The organism is Paenibacillus sp. 2TAF8, from assembly GCF_052114825.1.
In the GTDB taxonomy this organism is placed as follows: domain Bacteria; phylum Bacillota; class Bacilli; order Paenibacillales; family Paenibacillaceae; genus Paenibacillus.
Genome location: NZ_JBFRFN010000002.1, coordinates 827,971 through 841,371, shown reverse-complemented (window position 1 = coordinate 841,371; position 13,401 = coordinate 827,971). Strand labels below are relative to the sequence as shown.

The following is a 13,401-nucleotide window of genomic DNA, read 5'->3' as shown; positions in this document are numbered from 1 at the left end:
TCATTTAGTCAACCAATTCCGTAAGGTAGATCATTCAAACATTCGTTTTTTTATAGGCAATGATAAACGACCGTATACCTATGAAAGATATCTAAAAATATTCGTACACCATGATGACCATCATAAGAAACAAATAGAAAACTTATTGGSTGATTCATAGAAGACATGGACATCCTATAACATCATATTCACGCTGCGGGCATACGCCCTTGGTCCGGCAGTCGCCTGACACCCAGCATACGCTGGGTCGTGAATACAGGAACGTTATGCGAAACCCTTGCAGAGTAAATCTGATTAAAGCCCAGTAATGGATGTGAAGAAATGGATTTTAAGCTTGTAACGTGTACACATATAGGTGTGTATGGACACGCCCTTACCAGAGGGGGATTTTATCAGGCAGTGGATGAAGAAACAGATCGATTTAGAATCATTGGAAACCATCATAAGAGAGTATGGATAGATAAATGTTATTTTTCAGAGGGGGAAGTCGAGGTTCCCATTTTAAGTAGCTGGAAGTTTGATGATCGATTAGAAGATTTTGATCTAATTGAAGTAACCCTAACCTTTAATAACAGAATGAAGAGATGGTGTCTAATTACAACACCGGAGAGGTTATTCAAACACTTTGAACAATCTCATTTAGACCCACCAGGGTTTAATATTCAGCACTTAATCATTGTAAGAACGATGAATAATGAAGATATTGAACAAACTTTAAAACACATAGATGAACATGGCGAGATTGAGAAAGCAACCCTTTTTTTAGAATAGAAGATTCGAAGAAGACAAGGGCATCGAATAACAATATATTCAAGCTGCGGGCATACGCTCTTGGTCCGACATTCGTTTGACACCCAGCATACGCTGGGTCGTGAATACAGGAACGTTATACGCAACCCCTTAAGAATATTAAACCATGCAAACAATTAATAACAAATAATAAATGTAGGTGAAAGAATACATTTACAACGTAGCAGTTGAAAACTAGGATGAACGGAATATTAGAAGGGGTACCATATAACAATAAATTTCCACATCGTTAGTTATGCTCCTTGGTCATCAAGAGGAACACCAGAGAAGCGGATTCATAATAAAGTGCAAACTAAAGAATATTTCTATTATGCGAAAGAGAGGATCAAATGAATTATCATTTTGGTTTTTCATGGAAGGGTCTGATAATCTTTTTATTGCCAATGATACCAAATTTATTTTATTTTTTAATTCCTGCGTCAGATATATCAGGAAACCATGCAAATAGCCATTTGATTTTAGATGTTTTGGAGCACGGAAGTCAGGCGATATTTTTATTTCTTCTGATATTTGTTGTAAGAAAACAAGCATCTGAAATGCGATGTCCGTATATAATTGGTATGGTAATAATGTTGATTTTTTATTATGGGCTATGGATATTTTATTTTACAGGCAACGCAAACTCGATTATTTTTTTGGGGATGGCCGTTCTCCCGATAGTATATTTTATATTAGCTGAGATTTGGCTTCAAAATTATCTGGCTATTATACCAACAGTACTTTTTGGTATTGTGCATGTCATTAATACATATTTGTCTATTGCGAATTAAAGGGAGGACAACATTTCTCTTGAATTCTGATTGTGCGTTCAGCATGTATTCTAAATCAGGGATTAAGTCCCGAATGGTTAGGTTAGAAGTAAGCCATAGCTTAAGGCAGGGGTGTCCAACGTGAGCAGAATCTGAATAAAGCCATCGGCAAATCTCCGGTCCCAGGAACACCAGCCTCTTATAAGGCTAGCGTTCATTGGATGAAGTTACTACACAAACAAAAGTTGATACTGCTGAAGGCGTACGAGAGTAAATGAGGGGATCTTTCCGATGCGGAAACGGATTTGATAGGAGCAAAAGATAGAACCAAAATATAAAACACACAAGACATATAAGGATGTGGAATCGAAGAAGAAGGGCCAGCGTATAACAATGCATTTTTGCTTCGTCGCTGACGCTCCTCGGTCTTCAAGAGGGATTTCGGAGAAGTGGAATCAGGCGACACATCCAGCCGGCTAAGTGGCAGAGCCACCCGGACCTCCGATCCTTAAGCCGTCTGGACGTCAGAAATGCGCAACGTTATACGACAGAATCAAAAAGAATAGAAAAGAGGATCATATCATCCTCTAAATGCTAGAGTTTTGCAATTCACTAAAGAGTTGTAGAGCGTCTTTAAAACCTTGTATGTAGATACTTCTTTCTAAGATGGATTGAAGAGAAATTTGAGCGTCTTCGTAAAGAAAAACCGTATGTTGAAGTTGATCGGGCAAAGCATCACGAAGTGTTTTAAAGTATTGTTCTGACTCAGAAGAAAACTGAGTGTATTCCGCATGGCACTCCAAAAACTCAGTATAGAGTAATTCTAGACGTATTCTTATTAGTGGCTCTGTTAGCGCTTCCAATGTATTAACCATATTTTTATTCTTCCTTCCATTGACTCTATAGAGTCAATATATAACCTTATAAAGTTAATTACAAGGTGAATATTTGACTTTGTAGAGTTAAAAAATTCGCATTTTATTGATGATTACTAATGTGGAAGATAAGATAGAACTATGGAGGGGAAAAGATGAACGTAATCAAGTGCAATATACGAGGACTCATGGCAGAACATCGAATAGATGATATAACAGAATTGATGATGAGATCAGGCTTAAGTCGGAACTCAATCAACAAGTTATATAGGGAAACGAATATAGAAACAACAAAGCTGGAAACCTTATTCAAACTATGTGATACATTTAACTGCAAATTATCTGATTTAATTGAATATGTACCTGAAGAAGAAAAATAGTGAAGGTATATTCGTGAAGTGATTCCGTCGTATAACATAATATTCAAGCAGCAACTCCTTCGGAACCTTGGTCTGCGTAGGGATTTCGAAGAGGAATTTCAGCAGACAACTCCGTTGGGGTTCATGAATACCAAGACGTTAGCTGAAATCACTGAAAATCAATGTTTGAAGGAGCTATTACGTGAAGATAAACCAAGAAATAATAAAAATGCTATCTAACATTGAGTGGTTTAGTAAATGTGGAATGAGAGATTATCAGAATAACAACGTACTATACACTAATTCTTGGGTTGAAGCTTCTGAGTATTGTAATTCTCAAGAATGGGAAGAAACCACTTTGAAGGCTAGAAATCAATTAACTTCATATTTGCATAATCATTTTTCAAAAGAGTATTTAGATTGGAATGCCTTAGTCAAAGAAGCAAAGATAATTAGCGGTGAGATTTTAAACGAGCAACTGAATAAAACTCGAAATGCGTTTCAACTAGATGATATGTTTGGTGAATGTGTGAGATGGGATATTTTGAATATCATTATGGAATTCAGTTATTTAAATGAGTTAGAGAATAACTGCAATAAATTTTACTCCGATCAATTATTATACATATATTCTATCGGTCATTTTCCTTGTGGATGGGAAGGAAAGTGGCCTTCTGGTAAGTTAGTGATTTTATAAATATTATTGAGGTTTTTTCAAGAAGTCAGTGACATCAGCTAACATAATATTCAAGCAGTGGGCATACGCTCCTGGCCCGGTATTCGCAGGACACCCGACATACGTCGGGTCGTGAACACAGGAATGTTATATGAAAGGGACGCTAGCTAATATTGGGGGAATCAAGGATGTTTAACTTTTTTTGTAAGGAATCGAAAGAAACAAAGATCTCACTAGAAAACCAAATAGAGGTTCTCAAAGATATTGGTATATCTTTCACAACTGATGATGATGGTGTTGTTAAAGGGTTGTTGCATCATTTTGATCGAGAAACCTACGAAGACGATCCCTATTCTCTCTTACTTTCGATGATGGGTTCAGATCTTATTGATGAAAATGACAATGAAGTTAGATTGTCGAAGGATGTTTGGAGCTTTGATACCGAATGCGTTGAGAACGAAGAGATTTATTCGACAATCATTAATGAACTCGTAAGTTTAACTCGTGGTAAATTGCAAATACAACAGGTAAAAAGCCATGTAGATTTTGATAATGAAGATGCTAAAGTATCGTTTATTTTAGATGATCAGAAATATGAATGGGAAATACATTTTGAAGATGATTGGATTGACTTTAATTTGCTGAGGAAGATTGGGGAACTAGCTATCAGAAGTGACAAGGAAAATTACTTTATTCATTTTAATGATGGTCAGAATCTTACAATACTATATACAAGTAAAGTCAAACACAAATTAATTAATGATTTAATAAAAGATCGATTTTCTAAGTTAGCGTAGTCGAGAAGGTGCCCCCATCATATAACAATGTGTTTACGCATTGACGGACAAGGCGCCTCGGTCGCCAGAAGATAAGTCAGGGGAGTGGATTCAGGCGACACATCCTACCACCCAACCGCGGTCGCGGCCAGTCGATCGAACTAGTCGTTCGACGAGCAGTTTAGGGTGCTAGGACGTCGTGAACACGGAAATGTTATGAGAAATAGCCGCAAGATCGAAAAGGAGAGTGTTCAGTCTGAACGTAACACTTCAAAAGTTTAATATAACAAGAGAAGCTCTTTTACATTCTATATCTCAGGTCAACAATCAAGAAATTAATGTTAAGGTATCGGAACATAAATGGAGTATTGGGCAAGTATGTGAACACTTGGTTATTACGGAATCATTATTTTCGAAAATACTTGAAGCTGCGTTACTTACCGAAGAGAAGATAATTCTTTCAAAAGATATTCAAGTCATAAAAGACCGTCAGGTTGAGTTTGAAGCTCCCCATTACGCAGAACCACAAAGTAGTAATTATGATGTGTCAGATCTTAAAGTCAAGTTGAGTGGAACAAGAGAAAAACTTAATCAAGTTATAAATGGACAAACAGATCTTTCTATATTTACAAAACGGGTTGCTGAGCATTTTTATTTTAAAGAATTGAGATTGGATCAATGGATCGAGTTATTATACTTACATGAGGGAAGACATATTAAACAAATTGAAGATCTACAAAAGCAAATTGTAGTTAAACTCAGGGAAAGTGGATACATCAAATAACAACAGATTCACACGGCGGGCTAACGTCCTTGGTCTGGCAGCAGATAATTCGGGGAAAACTTCATTATTAAGAGCAATCAAACAATATCAATCTCAAGATGAGTCTTCAGAGCGTAGTGTAGTTATCCAGAAGAACACTACTCTCAAATTTTAAACAACGATCATGGGAAGTACATCAGCCTGACTCAAGAAGAGCACATTAAAATACTTAGAGATCGACTAGAGATGCTGAAGAAACTTAAAGATTGGAATAGCTATGCAAGAGTAATTATGGAAGACAATGACTTTGCCTAACACCATATTTACGCTTAGGGGGACAATCCCCCTCGGTATGGCAGAAGTTAGAAGTGGGTTCAAAGAGGCATTTCAGCAGCAAGGAAGCATAATCAACCGAACACAACTTTCCACCTAACCGCATCGCGGCCGACACTTTGTGGAGGTTAATTGATGGGAGCATGGGGAACTGGAATTTTTGAGAACGATGATGTATTAGATTGGAAGGCAAATTTACTTGATTCTGATGGCATCGAATTCATTGAAGAGATGATTAAAGAAGTATTGGAAGATGAATATATTGAGTCAGATTTAGCATCAAATGCTTTAGGCGCAATAGAAATTCTTGCAGCATTACAAGGTAGGTCCTGGGAAAGAGATATTGACCCGACGGAAATGGATCTCATAGATGGGAGTCAATGCGAGGTGAAGACATCGTGACAGATAGAAAAATCATAGTACAATTTACAATGCTGACATTTTTTATTGCCTATCTTTTGTCAGGTGTTTTAATCGCTCTTGGGCAATTTGGTTATTCGGTTCACAATTGGGTTCACTCGTTACAGCAATTCGCAATGAATATCCCTTTTACAATCTATATTTTGTCGCCTGCTATTGCTTCGTATATTGTTCTGAAACAAAATAACAAAATAGCAGATTTTAAGGAATGGTTAAAAACTGTTTTTTACGTCAAAAATAACATATCTCTCTATTTGTTCATTGTTGCAGGGCTTGCAATGTATTTTTTGATACATATTGCAGTTTCAGATCGCACGGGAATGGTGCTTCCGTTTTATACGTTTTTCCTTTCCCTGCCTGGTGGTCTTATTATCGGTGGCTTGGAGGAAGCTGGCTGGTCGTACATATTGCAACCTAGGATTTACAAAAAGTACGGCTTTATTTTGTCTTCTGTTATTATTGGAGTAATTTGGTTCTTATGGCATATCCCCCTCTTCTTCATTCCGGGGACGAATCACGGAGAGGGGCTCATTAACTTTTGGATGTTTGCAGTTCAACTCCTTGCGTTTCGGTTTTTCTATGGTGCAATCTACAAAATATCTGGAAAAGGCCGTGTGTTTATGTGCGTATTATTCCACACCATGTTCAATGCGTCATCTCCCATCTTTGGCACCATGACGATGACTTGGACGGGAACAATTGTCGCAAATGCTGTGATTGTTCTTGTTTCAATTGTAACCGTTGTGATATACGACAAAAAGAGCAGGCGAATAGTATAATCATTTTCTTCATTAGGCTTTAGTCCATCAATGTGAAACTTGCAGTATTTAATATAGGTTTTTTTGTGGATGAGTAGAATATTCCATTAGCAATGCATAAGAAACACCCCCGGGTTGAATTTTATTAAAATGTAGATAATGTATATTGTTGAAATCCCTCATGAACAAAGGAGAACTGAAAATGAGAAAACTCGTTTTATTTCTGCACGCTTCGCTTGACGGTTTTGTAGAAGGGCCGAATGGTGAAATGGACATTGGTTGGGTTTCATATGATGCTGATTTGGAGAAGCACGCTAAAGAAATTCTGAGTACGGCAGACACTGTCATTTGGGGGCGGGGGACTTATCAGATGATGCACAGTTACTGGCCATCTGTGCCTACTGATCCATCTGCTTCGCAACATGAACGGGATCATGCCGAGTGGATCGAAAAGACAGCAAAAATCGTTTTTTCCACCACGCTGGAGAAAGTCGAATGGAACAATTCAAGACTGGTGAAAGAAGATGTCGAGGAAGAGATCAAGAACCTCAAACAGCAGCCAGGCAAGGACATGGTCATCCTCGGTAGTCCTAGGTTCGCAAACCACCTTATGCAGCTTGGTTTAATTGATGAGTATAAAATTACGGTTTCTCCCGTTCTGATCGGTAAGGGATTGCCGTTATTCCAAGGTATCAAGGAGAAGATCAAACTTAAACTGATTGAAAACAAGACCTTTGATTCTGGAGCCATAGGTCTTGCTTACCAGACGATAAGATAACCGTACCACCTAAGTAGATTACGCTAACCAGTAAAAGAATCGCTATTGCAGAAGTTTAAATCTCACTACCAGCACCGAGCAAAAAGACATGTATACGAAAGGAGAATTATCGATGTTTTATGTTAATGCCAGAGCTTTTGTTGAACGCAAAGAAAATGGATAGAACAAAAATTATAATTCAGACTCGAAATAAAAAGAATGAGGAGTCACTGGAACTGCCAGACGGCAGATTGGAACTCTACGAATCCATAGTAGATGGACTGAGAAGAGAAGTTTATGAAGAAACAGGTTTGACCGTTATATCGGTAGAAGGCAGTCACAAGCGAATAGATACATGTGGGATCAACCCGGATTTTGAAGTTGAATGTTTGGAGCCGTATTGTGTATATCAAACGATTAAAGGGCCAGTGGATTCGATTGGCATGTATTTTATATGTAAGGTGGAAGGGGGACTCTTGGAAACAGGAGACGAAACCGCAAATATCGGATGGAGAAAGGTTGATGAAGTCTATGAAAGGATGATCGATGATCCAAGACAGTTTTCAGATGTTGATCGGGCAGGGTTAATGTATTATTGGAAATATAGGTTTGGAAAAGAAATTGAAGAAATCGTAAGATCAAATTATGATCTATTCGAGTAGTTTTATGGATATTCTAACAAAACCATTGAATCTATAAGAGCTTGGTGATTCAACGTTATTTTGGTTATTCCGAAAAATTTAACCGAGGAATCTTCCCTTTTCCACTAATTTTTCTTCCCAAATGCAGATTTTGGAGATATTTCAAAAAGTTATTTCCGTTGTTTGATTGATGACGAAATCAATATATTGAAAAATCATTTCTTAAACGATTGATATAGCTTGTGGGCATTTCAAGAAGGTCTAACCTTATAACAAAATATTCACGCTGCGGACATTTGTCCTTGGCCCGGCATCCGCCGGACACTCGACATGCATCGAGTCGTAAATACAGGAACGTTAGATGAAATAGACTGTGAAAGGACATATATATGATAACAATCTCATGTACCAAGAAGCTATTTGATACTAGCTCTTTTATCGAAGAACAAGACAATGAATCAGAGGATGAACTCTACAAATGGCATGCCAATGTATTTCGAATGGCTAAAAAGAATAATTTAATTATTATGAATAATAAGACAAGGTATTGCTTTATTTTGTTTGGAATAAGGAAGGAACACTATAAGAACTTTAAAGAATTATTTCTCAATGCACTTATAGAAAACTTAAAGGCGGAAGGAATCTCCGAAAGCTTAATCAACAACTACATTAGTAATGCGAACAGTATGAAGTTCATCAAGACGTATGATAGAAGCGTCCTTGGATCAATGACAGATATGGTTAAAATGACTGAGTTCATTATTGAAGATTATCTACCAGTACAAGAAATGAATATCATTGAATTAAATAAATTAAACAACGACACTCCATTAGTAAAGCTGAAAAAATTCCCAAACCAATTTATGAGGGAGGCTCTTAGTATCTGAGCCTACAGTCTACTCCGTATAACATAATATTCACGCTGCGGGCATTCTCCCTGGGTCCGGCATTCACCGGATACTCAGCAGACGCTGAGTCGTGAATACAGGAACGTTATTAGAAATTATTGCAATCTATAAAAAAGGAGTTAATCAATTGATTAATATTCAAGATATACTGCCTCATAGGTATCCATTTTTGTTAATTGATAAAGTACTGGAAGTCGAAAAAAACAAATGGGCTAAGGGATATAAAAATGTTTCAAGTAATGAGTGGTATATGAGTGAACAGAATACTGTTATTCCTAGTACATTAATAATAGAGGCTTTGGCTCAGTTAGGTGCTTTTGCAGTCATTTCAGAAGAGAATGGTGTAGGATTTCTTTCTTCACTTAAAGGAATTGAAGTGATTGGTCAAGCATTTTTGGGAGATCGGATAGATTTATACTATGAGATCATTAAAAACAAGCGTGGCTTTGTAGTGGGAAGAGGGGTAGCCTCAGTAGGAAATCAAGTAATTATAAATGCAGAAGAAATCGTGATCTATTTAAACCTACTATTAAGCAATCCGAAGAAGGCAAAAACTTCTGATAACATAATATTCAAGCTGCGGCTCCTTTGGAGCCTTGGTCTGCTGGATGAATTTTGTGGAAGCGTTTCAGCAGACACCTCCTCCGGGGTTCATGATACAACAACGTTATCTGAAAGAAACTTAAAGCTAGAGAATAATTATAGAACACAATAAACAGAATTATGTTGAAGGAGTCCTATGGAGAAGTGGGAAAAACTTATTGAAATATTGTTAGATGAAAGTGCTTCAAATGCTGAGCGAGACGATGCGGCCATGGATCTAAGTGAATATAATCATAAAAATGTAATGAAGGCCTTAATGATAACAGCAAAACATGATAAAACCGACAACATGATAAAAGCGAGTTGTGGCGAATCCCTAGCCATGATTTTTATACAGAATGATCGATTTGAAAAAGAGATTTATAAACAGCTAAGAGGCATAGCGAGGACAGAATTTGAAAGCAACATCAATTCAAAAAGAAACGATTGGAAGAAATACTTAGACATAGAGACATAAGGAGTAAGAAGAATCCGAGAAGACGTATCCATCAGATAACATAATATTCAAGCGAGGCTCCGTTGGAGCCTTGATCTGCGAGAGGGATTTCGGTGAGGCATTACAGCAGATAACTCCTTCGGGGTTCATGAACACAGGGATGTTATAGGAAATCCATGTAAAGTCACTTCAGGAGGGATTAAAGAAGATGAACAAAAAACTAGTAGACCAGTTTGAACATTTCAATGAATTTGTAAAAATAATTGATGATGAGACTTGGCAAAAGCCGATCGCGCCTGGAAAGTGGACGGTGAAGGAAGTCGTGGTACACCTATGGAATTGGGATACATATACTTTAAATACGATGCTCCCACACATCAAAGATCAAGTGAAACTTCCAGGGTTCGTCGATCATGATACCCATAATTTAAAAGCAATAGAGAAGGCCAAGGAATTTACAGACAGAGAAAGTATGATTCAAACCTTTATTGAAACGCGAACTCATTTAGTCAACCAATTCCGTGAGGTAGATCATTCAGACATTCGTTTTTTTATAGGCAATGACAAACTACCTTATACCTATGAAAGATATCTAAAAATATTCGTACACCATGATGAACATCATAAGAAACAAATAGAAAACTTATTGGGGTGATTCAAGAAGACATGGACATCCTGTAACGTTATATTCTTCGCAGAGGGCATACGGCATTCGCCGGACACCGGACATACGTCGGGTCGTGAATACAGGAACGTTATGCGAAACCCTTGTGGGAGGAAAAGTTGATTAGAGCCTAGCAATGGATGTGACAAAATGGATTGTAAATTTGTAACATGTACAAGTATAGGCGTGTATGGACAAGCCCTTACTAAAGGAAAAATTTATCAAGTAGTGGCTGAAGAAGCGGATCGATATAGAATCATTGGAAACCATAATAAGAGGGTGTGGATAAATAAATATTATTTTGTTGACGGAGAAGTCGAGGTTCCTATTCTAAGTAGCTGGAAGTTTGATGATCCATTAGAAGATTTCGATCTAATAGAAGTGACGGTAACCTTTAATAATGGAATGAAAAGATGGTGTTTAATAACAACACCGGAGAGATTGATCAAATACTTTGAACATTCTAATTTAGATCCACCTGGATTGAGTATTCAGCATTTGATCATTGTAAAAGAAATAAGTGACGAAGACATTAATCGAACTTTAATACACCTAGATGAACAGGGACAAATCGAAAAAGCAACCTTACTATTAATATAGTGAACTCGATGAGGACAAGGGAATCTCATAACATAATATTCAAGCAGCGGCTTCTTTGAAGCCGTAGTCTGTTGGATGGATTGCGAAAAAATATTTCACAGACAACTCCTTTGGGGTTCATGAATACAGGGATGTTAGATGAAAGATAAGTAAAATCCATTTTTCAAAATGAGAGAGGTTATTTATATGGGAGTAGCCTATACATTAGATTGCAGACAGTGCTCTTATAATCATAAAGCTTTTTTGGGAATCGGTTTTAATTATATAAATTTGAAAACTATTTTGGAGTGGTATGAACAAGAAGAAGGGCGACAACAAATCATAAAATATATGAATGAAGAAGATGTACATTTTGAATGTTATGACGGACTTTACGTTTGCGAGCAATGTGGATATTTACTGAATCGTACATTTCTACATTTAATCTCAAAAGATTATTCTTATATAAACAGTTATGACTGTCCGCGTTGTCATGTACAAATGCCTCAAAAACATTGCTAGATGAAATAGAAGAAAATTCTTTGAGATGCCCTGACTGTGAGGAAGAAAAATTAGAAATACAATCATATATGGACTGGGATTAAATAACTTTATGTCAATTATGAAATTGCTTCGTGAAATTTGAAAGCGCCTCTATGAAGACGTATCCATCATCTAACATAATATTCAAGCTACGGACTTACGCGCTTGGACCGGCATTCGCCGGCCATCTAGCATACGCTGGTGTCGTGAATACAGAAACGTTATACGATATACGACAAAGAAAGTAGGAAACCATATTGGAACATTTAATCAAAGAACTGATTACATACTATTTTAATGAGACAGTTGAAAACATTGAATCAGTGCCATTTGGTCTTACTAATTATTCTCAAGTATTAACCGTTAACAATAAGAAATATGTTGCAAGAATATATGACAACCACTCAAAAAATCTAGAGAAATTAAAATTCGAAATTGAATTAACGACATTCCTTGAACAACATAATAACCTATCATTTAAGCTTCCTGGTTTTTTAATTGCCAAGACAGGGGGAAGATTTGTCGAGCTATCAAATGGTCAATTTGGTTCAGTTATGTGTTTTATTGAAGGAGAAGTTCCTGACCTAACACGGGTATCAGATGTTAAGGAATATGGAAAAACCGTTGGAGAACTATCGGTTGCATTTAAGAAATTTAGAAGTGACTTATTAATGCAAGAATTTAAGTTTTCTAAAATATACAATCTTCATCCATTATCTAACGAAAGATCTGTAAACCGTTTTTTTGATCAGCCACCTTTTGAGATTGAAAGTAATCAATTATCTATATTTCTACATTCATTACAAGCTGTTCAAAGAAATGAATCCATTGTAGACGATTTACCAAAGCAAATTGTTCATCATGATATATTAATTTTTAATTTGCTTATTGATAACCAAACAAGGAAGATGAGTGGGGTATTAGATTTTGACTTTGCTTCACATGATGTTCGTGCATTAGAATTAGCTATTTGTATGAACCATCTTCTTCAGTTTGATGATGGTTCACTTTTAAATCTAGAATTATTTTTGGATGAATATTCTCAGCACATGACATTAACAGATGAAGAAATTAAATGGATTCCCTTTTTGATGCAGATGTACTATGTATCATTGATATGTATTTATATAGGTCAATATTATTCAGGACGGGAGATAGAAGAATACTTTCGTTTCATACTTAATCAATTGGTTATTAGAAAGCAATGGATAGAACAGAATGAATATGAATTTATTGAAACGTTAAAATCAAGGCTTAATTGATTTTGGATTGAACTCGAAGAAGTGCCATACATCGTATAACAACATGTTCCGGCTTCGCGGCTATCGGCTCGGTCTACCAGAGCATACAAAAACATTAAATTATAAAGAGCGGTGATTTATGAACTCTTCTCCTTGTCTAAAGTTAGTTTTTCTACTTCCTGAGATTGCAAATGACATAATTGAAAAACTTGAAAAAGAAGAAAGATTGGATTTGTTAGAACAAGTACAAGAACTTAGCATTATCAGTTTGTGCGAATGTGGAGATCCTAGTTGTGGGTCATTCTATACAATTGAACCTGCAGTAACAGAAAATGAACAGTTAAGCTATGAAGGATTTCAAACAAAATCAGGACTAATTGAAGTCTTTAATGGAGAGATTGGATTTATTGAAATAGTACCTAGCGAAATAGGGAAAGAAGTTAGAAAGAAAATAAGTGAAGCATTAATAAGAGAAGAACTATGAGAAAGCAAAAAGAAATCGAGTACCTT

At 36.5% G+C, this 13,401-nt stretch carries 19 protein-coding genes; 18 read left to right on the top strand and 1 reads right to left on the bottom strand.

The window, feature by feature from the left end:
• Positions 1-321 precede the first annotated feature (321 nt).
• Positions 322-771, top strand: coding sequence for a hypothetical protein (locus AB4Z30_RS05825; RefSeq protein ID WP_441924157.1), 450 nt, complete (start codon positions 322-324; stop codon positions 769-771).
• A 368-nt stretch (positions 772-1,139) separates the two neighbouring features.
• Positions 1,140-1,580 (top strand): hypothetical protein, encoded by a 441-nt coding sequence (locus tag AB4Z30_RS05820; protein ID WP_441924154.1) that lies wholly within the window; start codon positions 1,140-1,142, stop codon positions 1,578-1,580.
• A 566-nt stretch (positions 1,581-2,146) separates the two neighbouring features.
• Here the strand turns inward: AB4Z30_RS05820 and AB4Z30_RS05815 are convergent.
• The gene (locus AB4Z30_RS05815; protein ID WP_441924152.1) at positions 2,147-2,434 is read right to left on the bottom strand and encodes a hypothetical protein; all 288 of its coding nucleotides are present in this window, start codon (positions 2,432-2,434) and stop codon (positions 2,147-2,149) included.
• Positions 2,435-2,589: 155 nt separating this feature from the next.
• Here AB4Z30_RS05815 and AB4Z30_RS05810 point away from each other — a divergent pair, with 155 nt between their 5' ends.
• The 16 genes from AB4Z30_RS05810 (at position 2,590) to AB4Z30_RS05735 (ending at position 13,375) form a co-directional block, all read left to right on the top strand.
• Positions 2,590-2,814, top strand: coding sequence for a helix-turn-helix domain-containing protein (locus AB4Z30_RS05810; RefSeq protein ID WP_441924150.1), 225 nt, complete (start codon positions 2,590-2,592; stop codon positions 2,812-2,814).
• A gap of 181 nt (positions 2,815-2,995) precedes the next feature.
• The gene (locus AB4Z30_RS05805; protein ID WP_441924148.1) at positions 2,996-3,490 is read left to right on the top strand and encodes a hypothetical protein; all 495 of its coding nucleotides are present in this window, start codon (positions 2,996-2,998) and stop codon (positions 3,488-3,490) included.
• A gap of 167 nt (positions 3,491-3,657) precedes the next feature.
• Positions 3,658-4,266, top strand: coding sequence for a hypothetical protein (locus tag AB4Z30_RS05800; RefSeq protein ID WP_441924146.1), 609 nt, complete (start codon positions 3,658-3,660; stop codon positions 4,264-4,266).
• 226 nt (positions 4,267-4,492) lie between these two features.
• The gene (locus AB4Z30_RS05795) at positions 4,493-5,029 is read left to right on the top strand and encodes a DinB family protein (protein ID WP_441924144.1); all 537 of its coding nucleotides are present in this window, start codon (positions 4,493-4,495) and stop codon (positions 5,027-5,029) included.
• 447 nt (positions 5,030-5,476) lie between these two features.
• A complete protein-coding gene (locus AB4Z30_RS05790) occupies positions 5,477-5,743 on the top strand; it encodes a DUF4259 domain-containing protein (protein ID WP_441924142.1) in 267 nt (88 codons plus the stop codon).
• The gene (locus AB4Z30_RS05785) at positions 5,740-6,540 is read left to right on the top strand and encodes a CPBP family intramembrane glutamic endopeptidase (RefSeq protein ID WP_441924140.1); all 801 of its coding nucleotides are present in this window, start codon (positions 5,740-5,742) and stop codon (positions 6,538-6,540) included. Before AB4Z30_RS05790 ends, AB4Z30_RS05785 begins: the two co-directional genes overlap by 4 nt.
• 181 nt (positions 6,541-6,721) lie before the next feature.
• Positions 6,722-7,297 carry a dihydrofolate reductase family protein gene (locus AB4Z30_RS05780; RefSeq protein WP_441924138.1) on the top strand — a complete coding sequence of 192 codons (576 nt, stop codon included), beginning with the start codon at positions 6,722-6,724 and terminating at the stop codon, positions 7,295-7,297.
• Between the two features lie 119 nt (positions 7,298-7,416).
• Positions 7,417-7,938, top strand: coding sequence for an NUDIX domain-containing protein (locus AB4Z30_RS05775; protein WP_441924136.1), 522 nt, complete (start codon positions 7,417-7,419; stop codon positions 7,936-7,938).
• Positions 7,939-8,306: 368 nt separating this feature from the next.
• Positions 8,307-8,804, top strand: a complete 498-nt coding sequence (locus AB4Z30_RS05770; protein WP_441924134.1) for a DUF6933 domain-containing protein — start codon at positions 8,307-8,309, stop codon at positions 8,802-8,804.
• A 91-nt stretch (positions 8,805-8,895) separates the two neighbouring features.
• Positions 8,896-9,540: a 3-hydroxyacyl-ACP dehydratase FabZ family protein gene (locus AB4Z30_RS05765; protein ID WP_441924132.1), complete on the top strand. Its 645-nt coding sequence runs from the start codon at positions 8,896-8,898 to the stop codon at positions 9,538-9,540.
• Between the two features lie 24 nt (positions 9,541-9,564).
• Positions 9,565-9,885: a hypothetical protein gene (locus AB4Z30_RS05760; protein WP_441924130.1), complete on the top strand. Its 321-nt coding sequence runs from the start codon at positions 9,565-9,567 to the stop codon at positions 9,883-9,885.
• Positions 9,886-10,072: 187 nt separating this feature from the next.
• On the top strand, positions 10,073-10,519 hold the full coding sequence (locus AB4Z30_RS05755) for a DinB family protein (RefSeq protein ID WP_441924128.1): 447 nt from the start codon (positions 10,073-10,075) through the stop codon (positions 10,517-10,519).
• A gap of 159 nt (positions 10,520-10,678) precedes the next feature.
• Positions 10,679-11,128 carry a hypothetical protein gene (locus AB4Z30_RS05750; protein WP_441924126.1) on the top strand — a complete coding sequence of 150 codons (450 nt, stop codon included), beginning with the start codon at positions 10,679-10,681 and terminating at the stop codon, positions 11,126-11,128.
• Between the two features lie 186 nt (positions 11,129-11,314).
• Entirely contained in the window at positions 11,315-11,629 is a 315-nt protein-coding gene (locus tag AB4Z30_RS05745) for a hypothetical protein (protein ID WP_441924124.1), read from the top strand.
• 278 nt (positions 11,630-11,907) lie between these two features.
• The gene (locus AB4Z30_RS05740) at positions 11,908-12,912 is read left to right on the top strand and encodes a phosphotransferase (RefSeq protein WP_441924122.1); all 1,005 of its coding nucleotides are present in this window, start codon (positions 11,908-11,910) and stop codon (positions 12,910-12,912) included.
• Positions 12,913-13,030: 118 nt separating this feature from the next.
• Positions 13,031-13,375: a hypothetical protein gene (locus AB4Z30_RS05735; RefSeq protein ID WP_441924120.1), complete on the top strand. Its 345-nt coding sequence runs from the start codon at positions 13,031-13,033 to the stop codon at positions 13,373-13,375.
• Positions 13,376-13,401: the final 26 nt, after the last annotated feature.

What these genes read in the sequence shown, in the direction of transcription:
- AB4Z30_RS05760 (WP_441924130.1), top strand. Translation starts at nt 9,565, where the DNA reads ATGGAGAAGTGGGAAAAACTTATTGAAATATTGTTAGATGAAAGTGCT.
- AB4Z30_RS05750 (WP_441924126.1), top strand. Translation starts at nt 10,679, where the DNA reads ATGGATTGTAAATTTGTAACATGTACAAGTATAGGCGTGTATGGACAA.
- AB4Z30_RS05780 (WP_441924138.1), top strand. Translation starts at nt 6,722, where the DNA reads ATGAGAAAACTCGTTTTATTTCTGCACGCTTCGCTTGACGGTTTTGTA.
- AB4Z30_RS05775 (WP_441924136.1), top strand. Translation starts at nt 7,417, where the DNA reads ATGTTAATGCCAGAGCTTTTGTTGAACGCAAAGAAAATGGATAGAACA.
- AB4Z30_RS05735 (WP_441924120.1), top strand. Translation starts at nt 13,031, where the DNA reads ATGAACTCTTCTCCTTGTCTAAAGTTAGTTTTTCTACTTCCTGAGATT.
- AB4Z30_RS05770 (WP_441924134.1), top strand. Translation starts at nt 8,307, where the DNA reads ATGATAACAATCTCATGTACCAAGAAGCTATTTGATACTAGCTCTTTT.
- AB4Z30_RS05800 (WP_441924146.1), top strand. Translation starts at nt 3,658, where the DNA reads ATGTTTAACTTTTTTTGTAAGGAATCGAAAGAAACAAAGATCTCACTA.
- AB4Z30_RS05755 (WP_441924128.1), top strand. Translation starts at nt 10,073, where the DNA reads ATGAACAAAAAACTAGTAGACCAGTTTGAACATTTCAATGAATTTGTA.
- AB4Z30_RS05745 (WP_441924124.1), top strand. Translation starts at nt 11,315, where the DNA reads ATGGGAGTAGCCTATACATTAGATTGCAGACAGTGCTCTTATAATCAT.
- AB4Z30_RS05825 (WP_441924157.1), top strand. Translation starts at nt 322, where the DNA reads ATGGATTTTAAGCTTGTAACGTGTACACATATAGGTGTGTATGGACAC.
- AB4Z30_RS05820 (WP_441924154.1), top strand. Translation starts at nt 1,140, where the DNA reads ATGAATTATCATTTTGGTTTTTCATGGAAGGGTCTGATAATCTTTTTA.
- AB4Z30_RS05810 (WP_441924150.1), top strand. Translation starts at nt 2,590, where the DNA reads ATGAACGTAATCAAGTGCAATATACGAGGACTCATGGCAGAACATCGA.
- AB4Z30_RS05790 (WP_441924142.1), top strand. Translation starts at nt 5,477, where the DNA reads ATGGGAGCATGGGGAACTGGAATTTTTGAGAACGATGATGTATTAGAT.
- AB4Z30_RS05815 (WP_441924152.1), bottom strand. Translation starts at nt 2,434, where the DNA reads ATGGTTAATACATTGGAAGCGCTAACAGAGCCACTAATAAGAATACGT.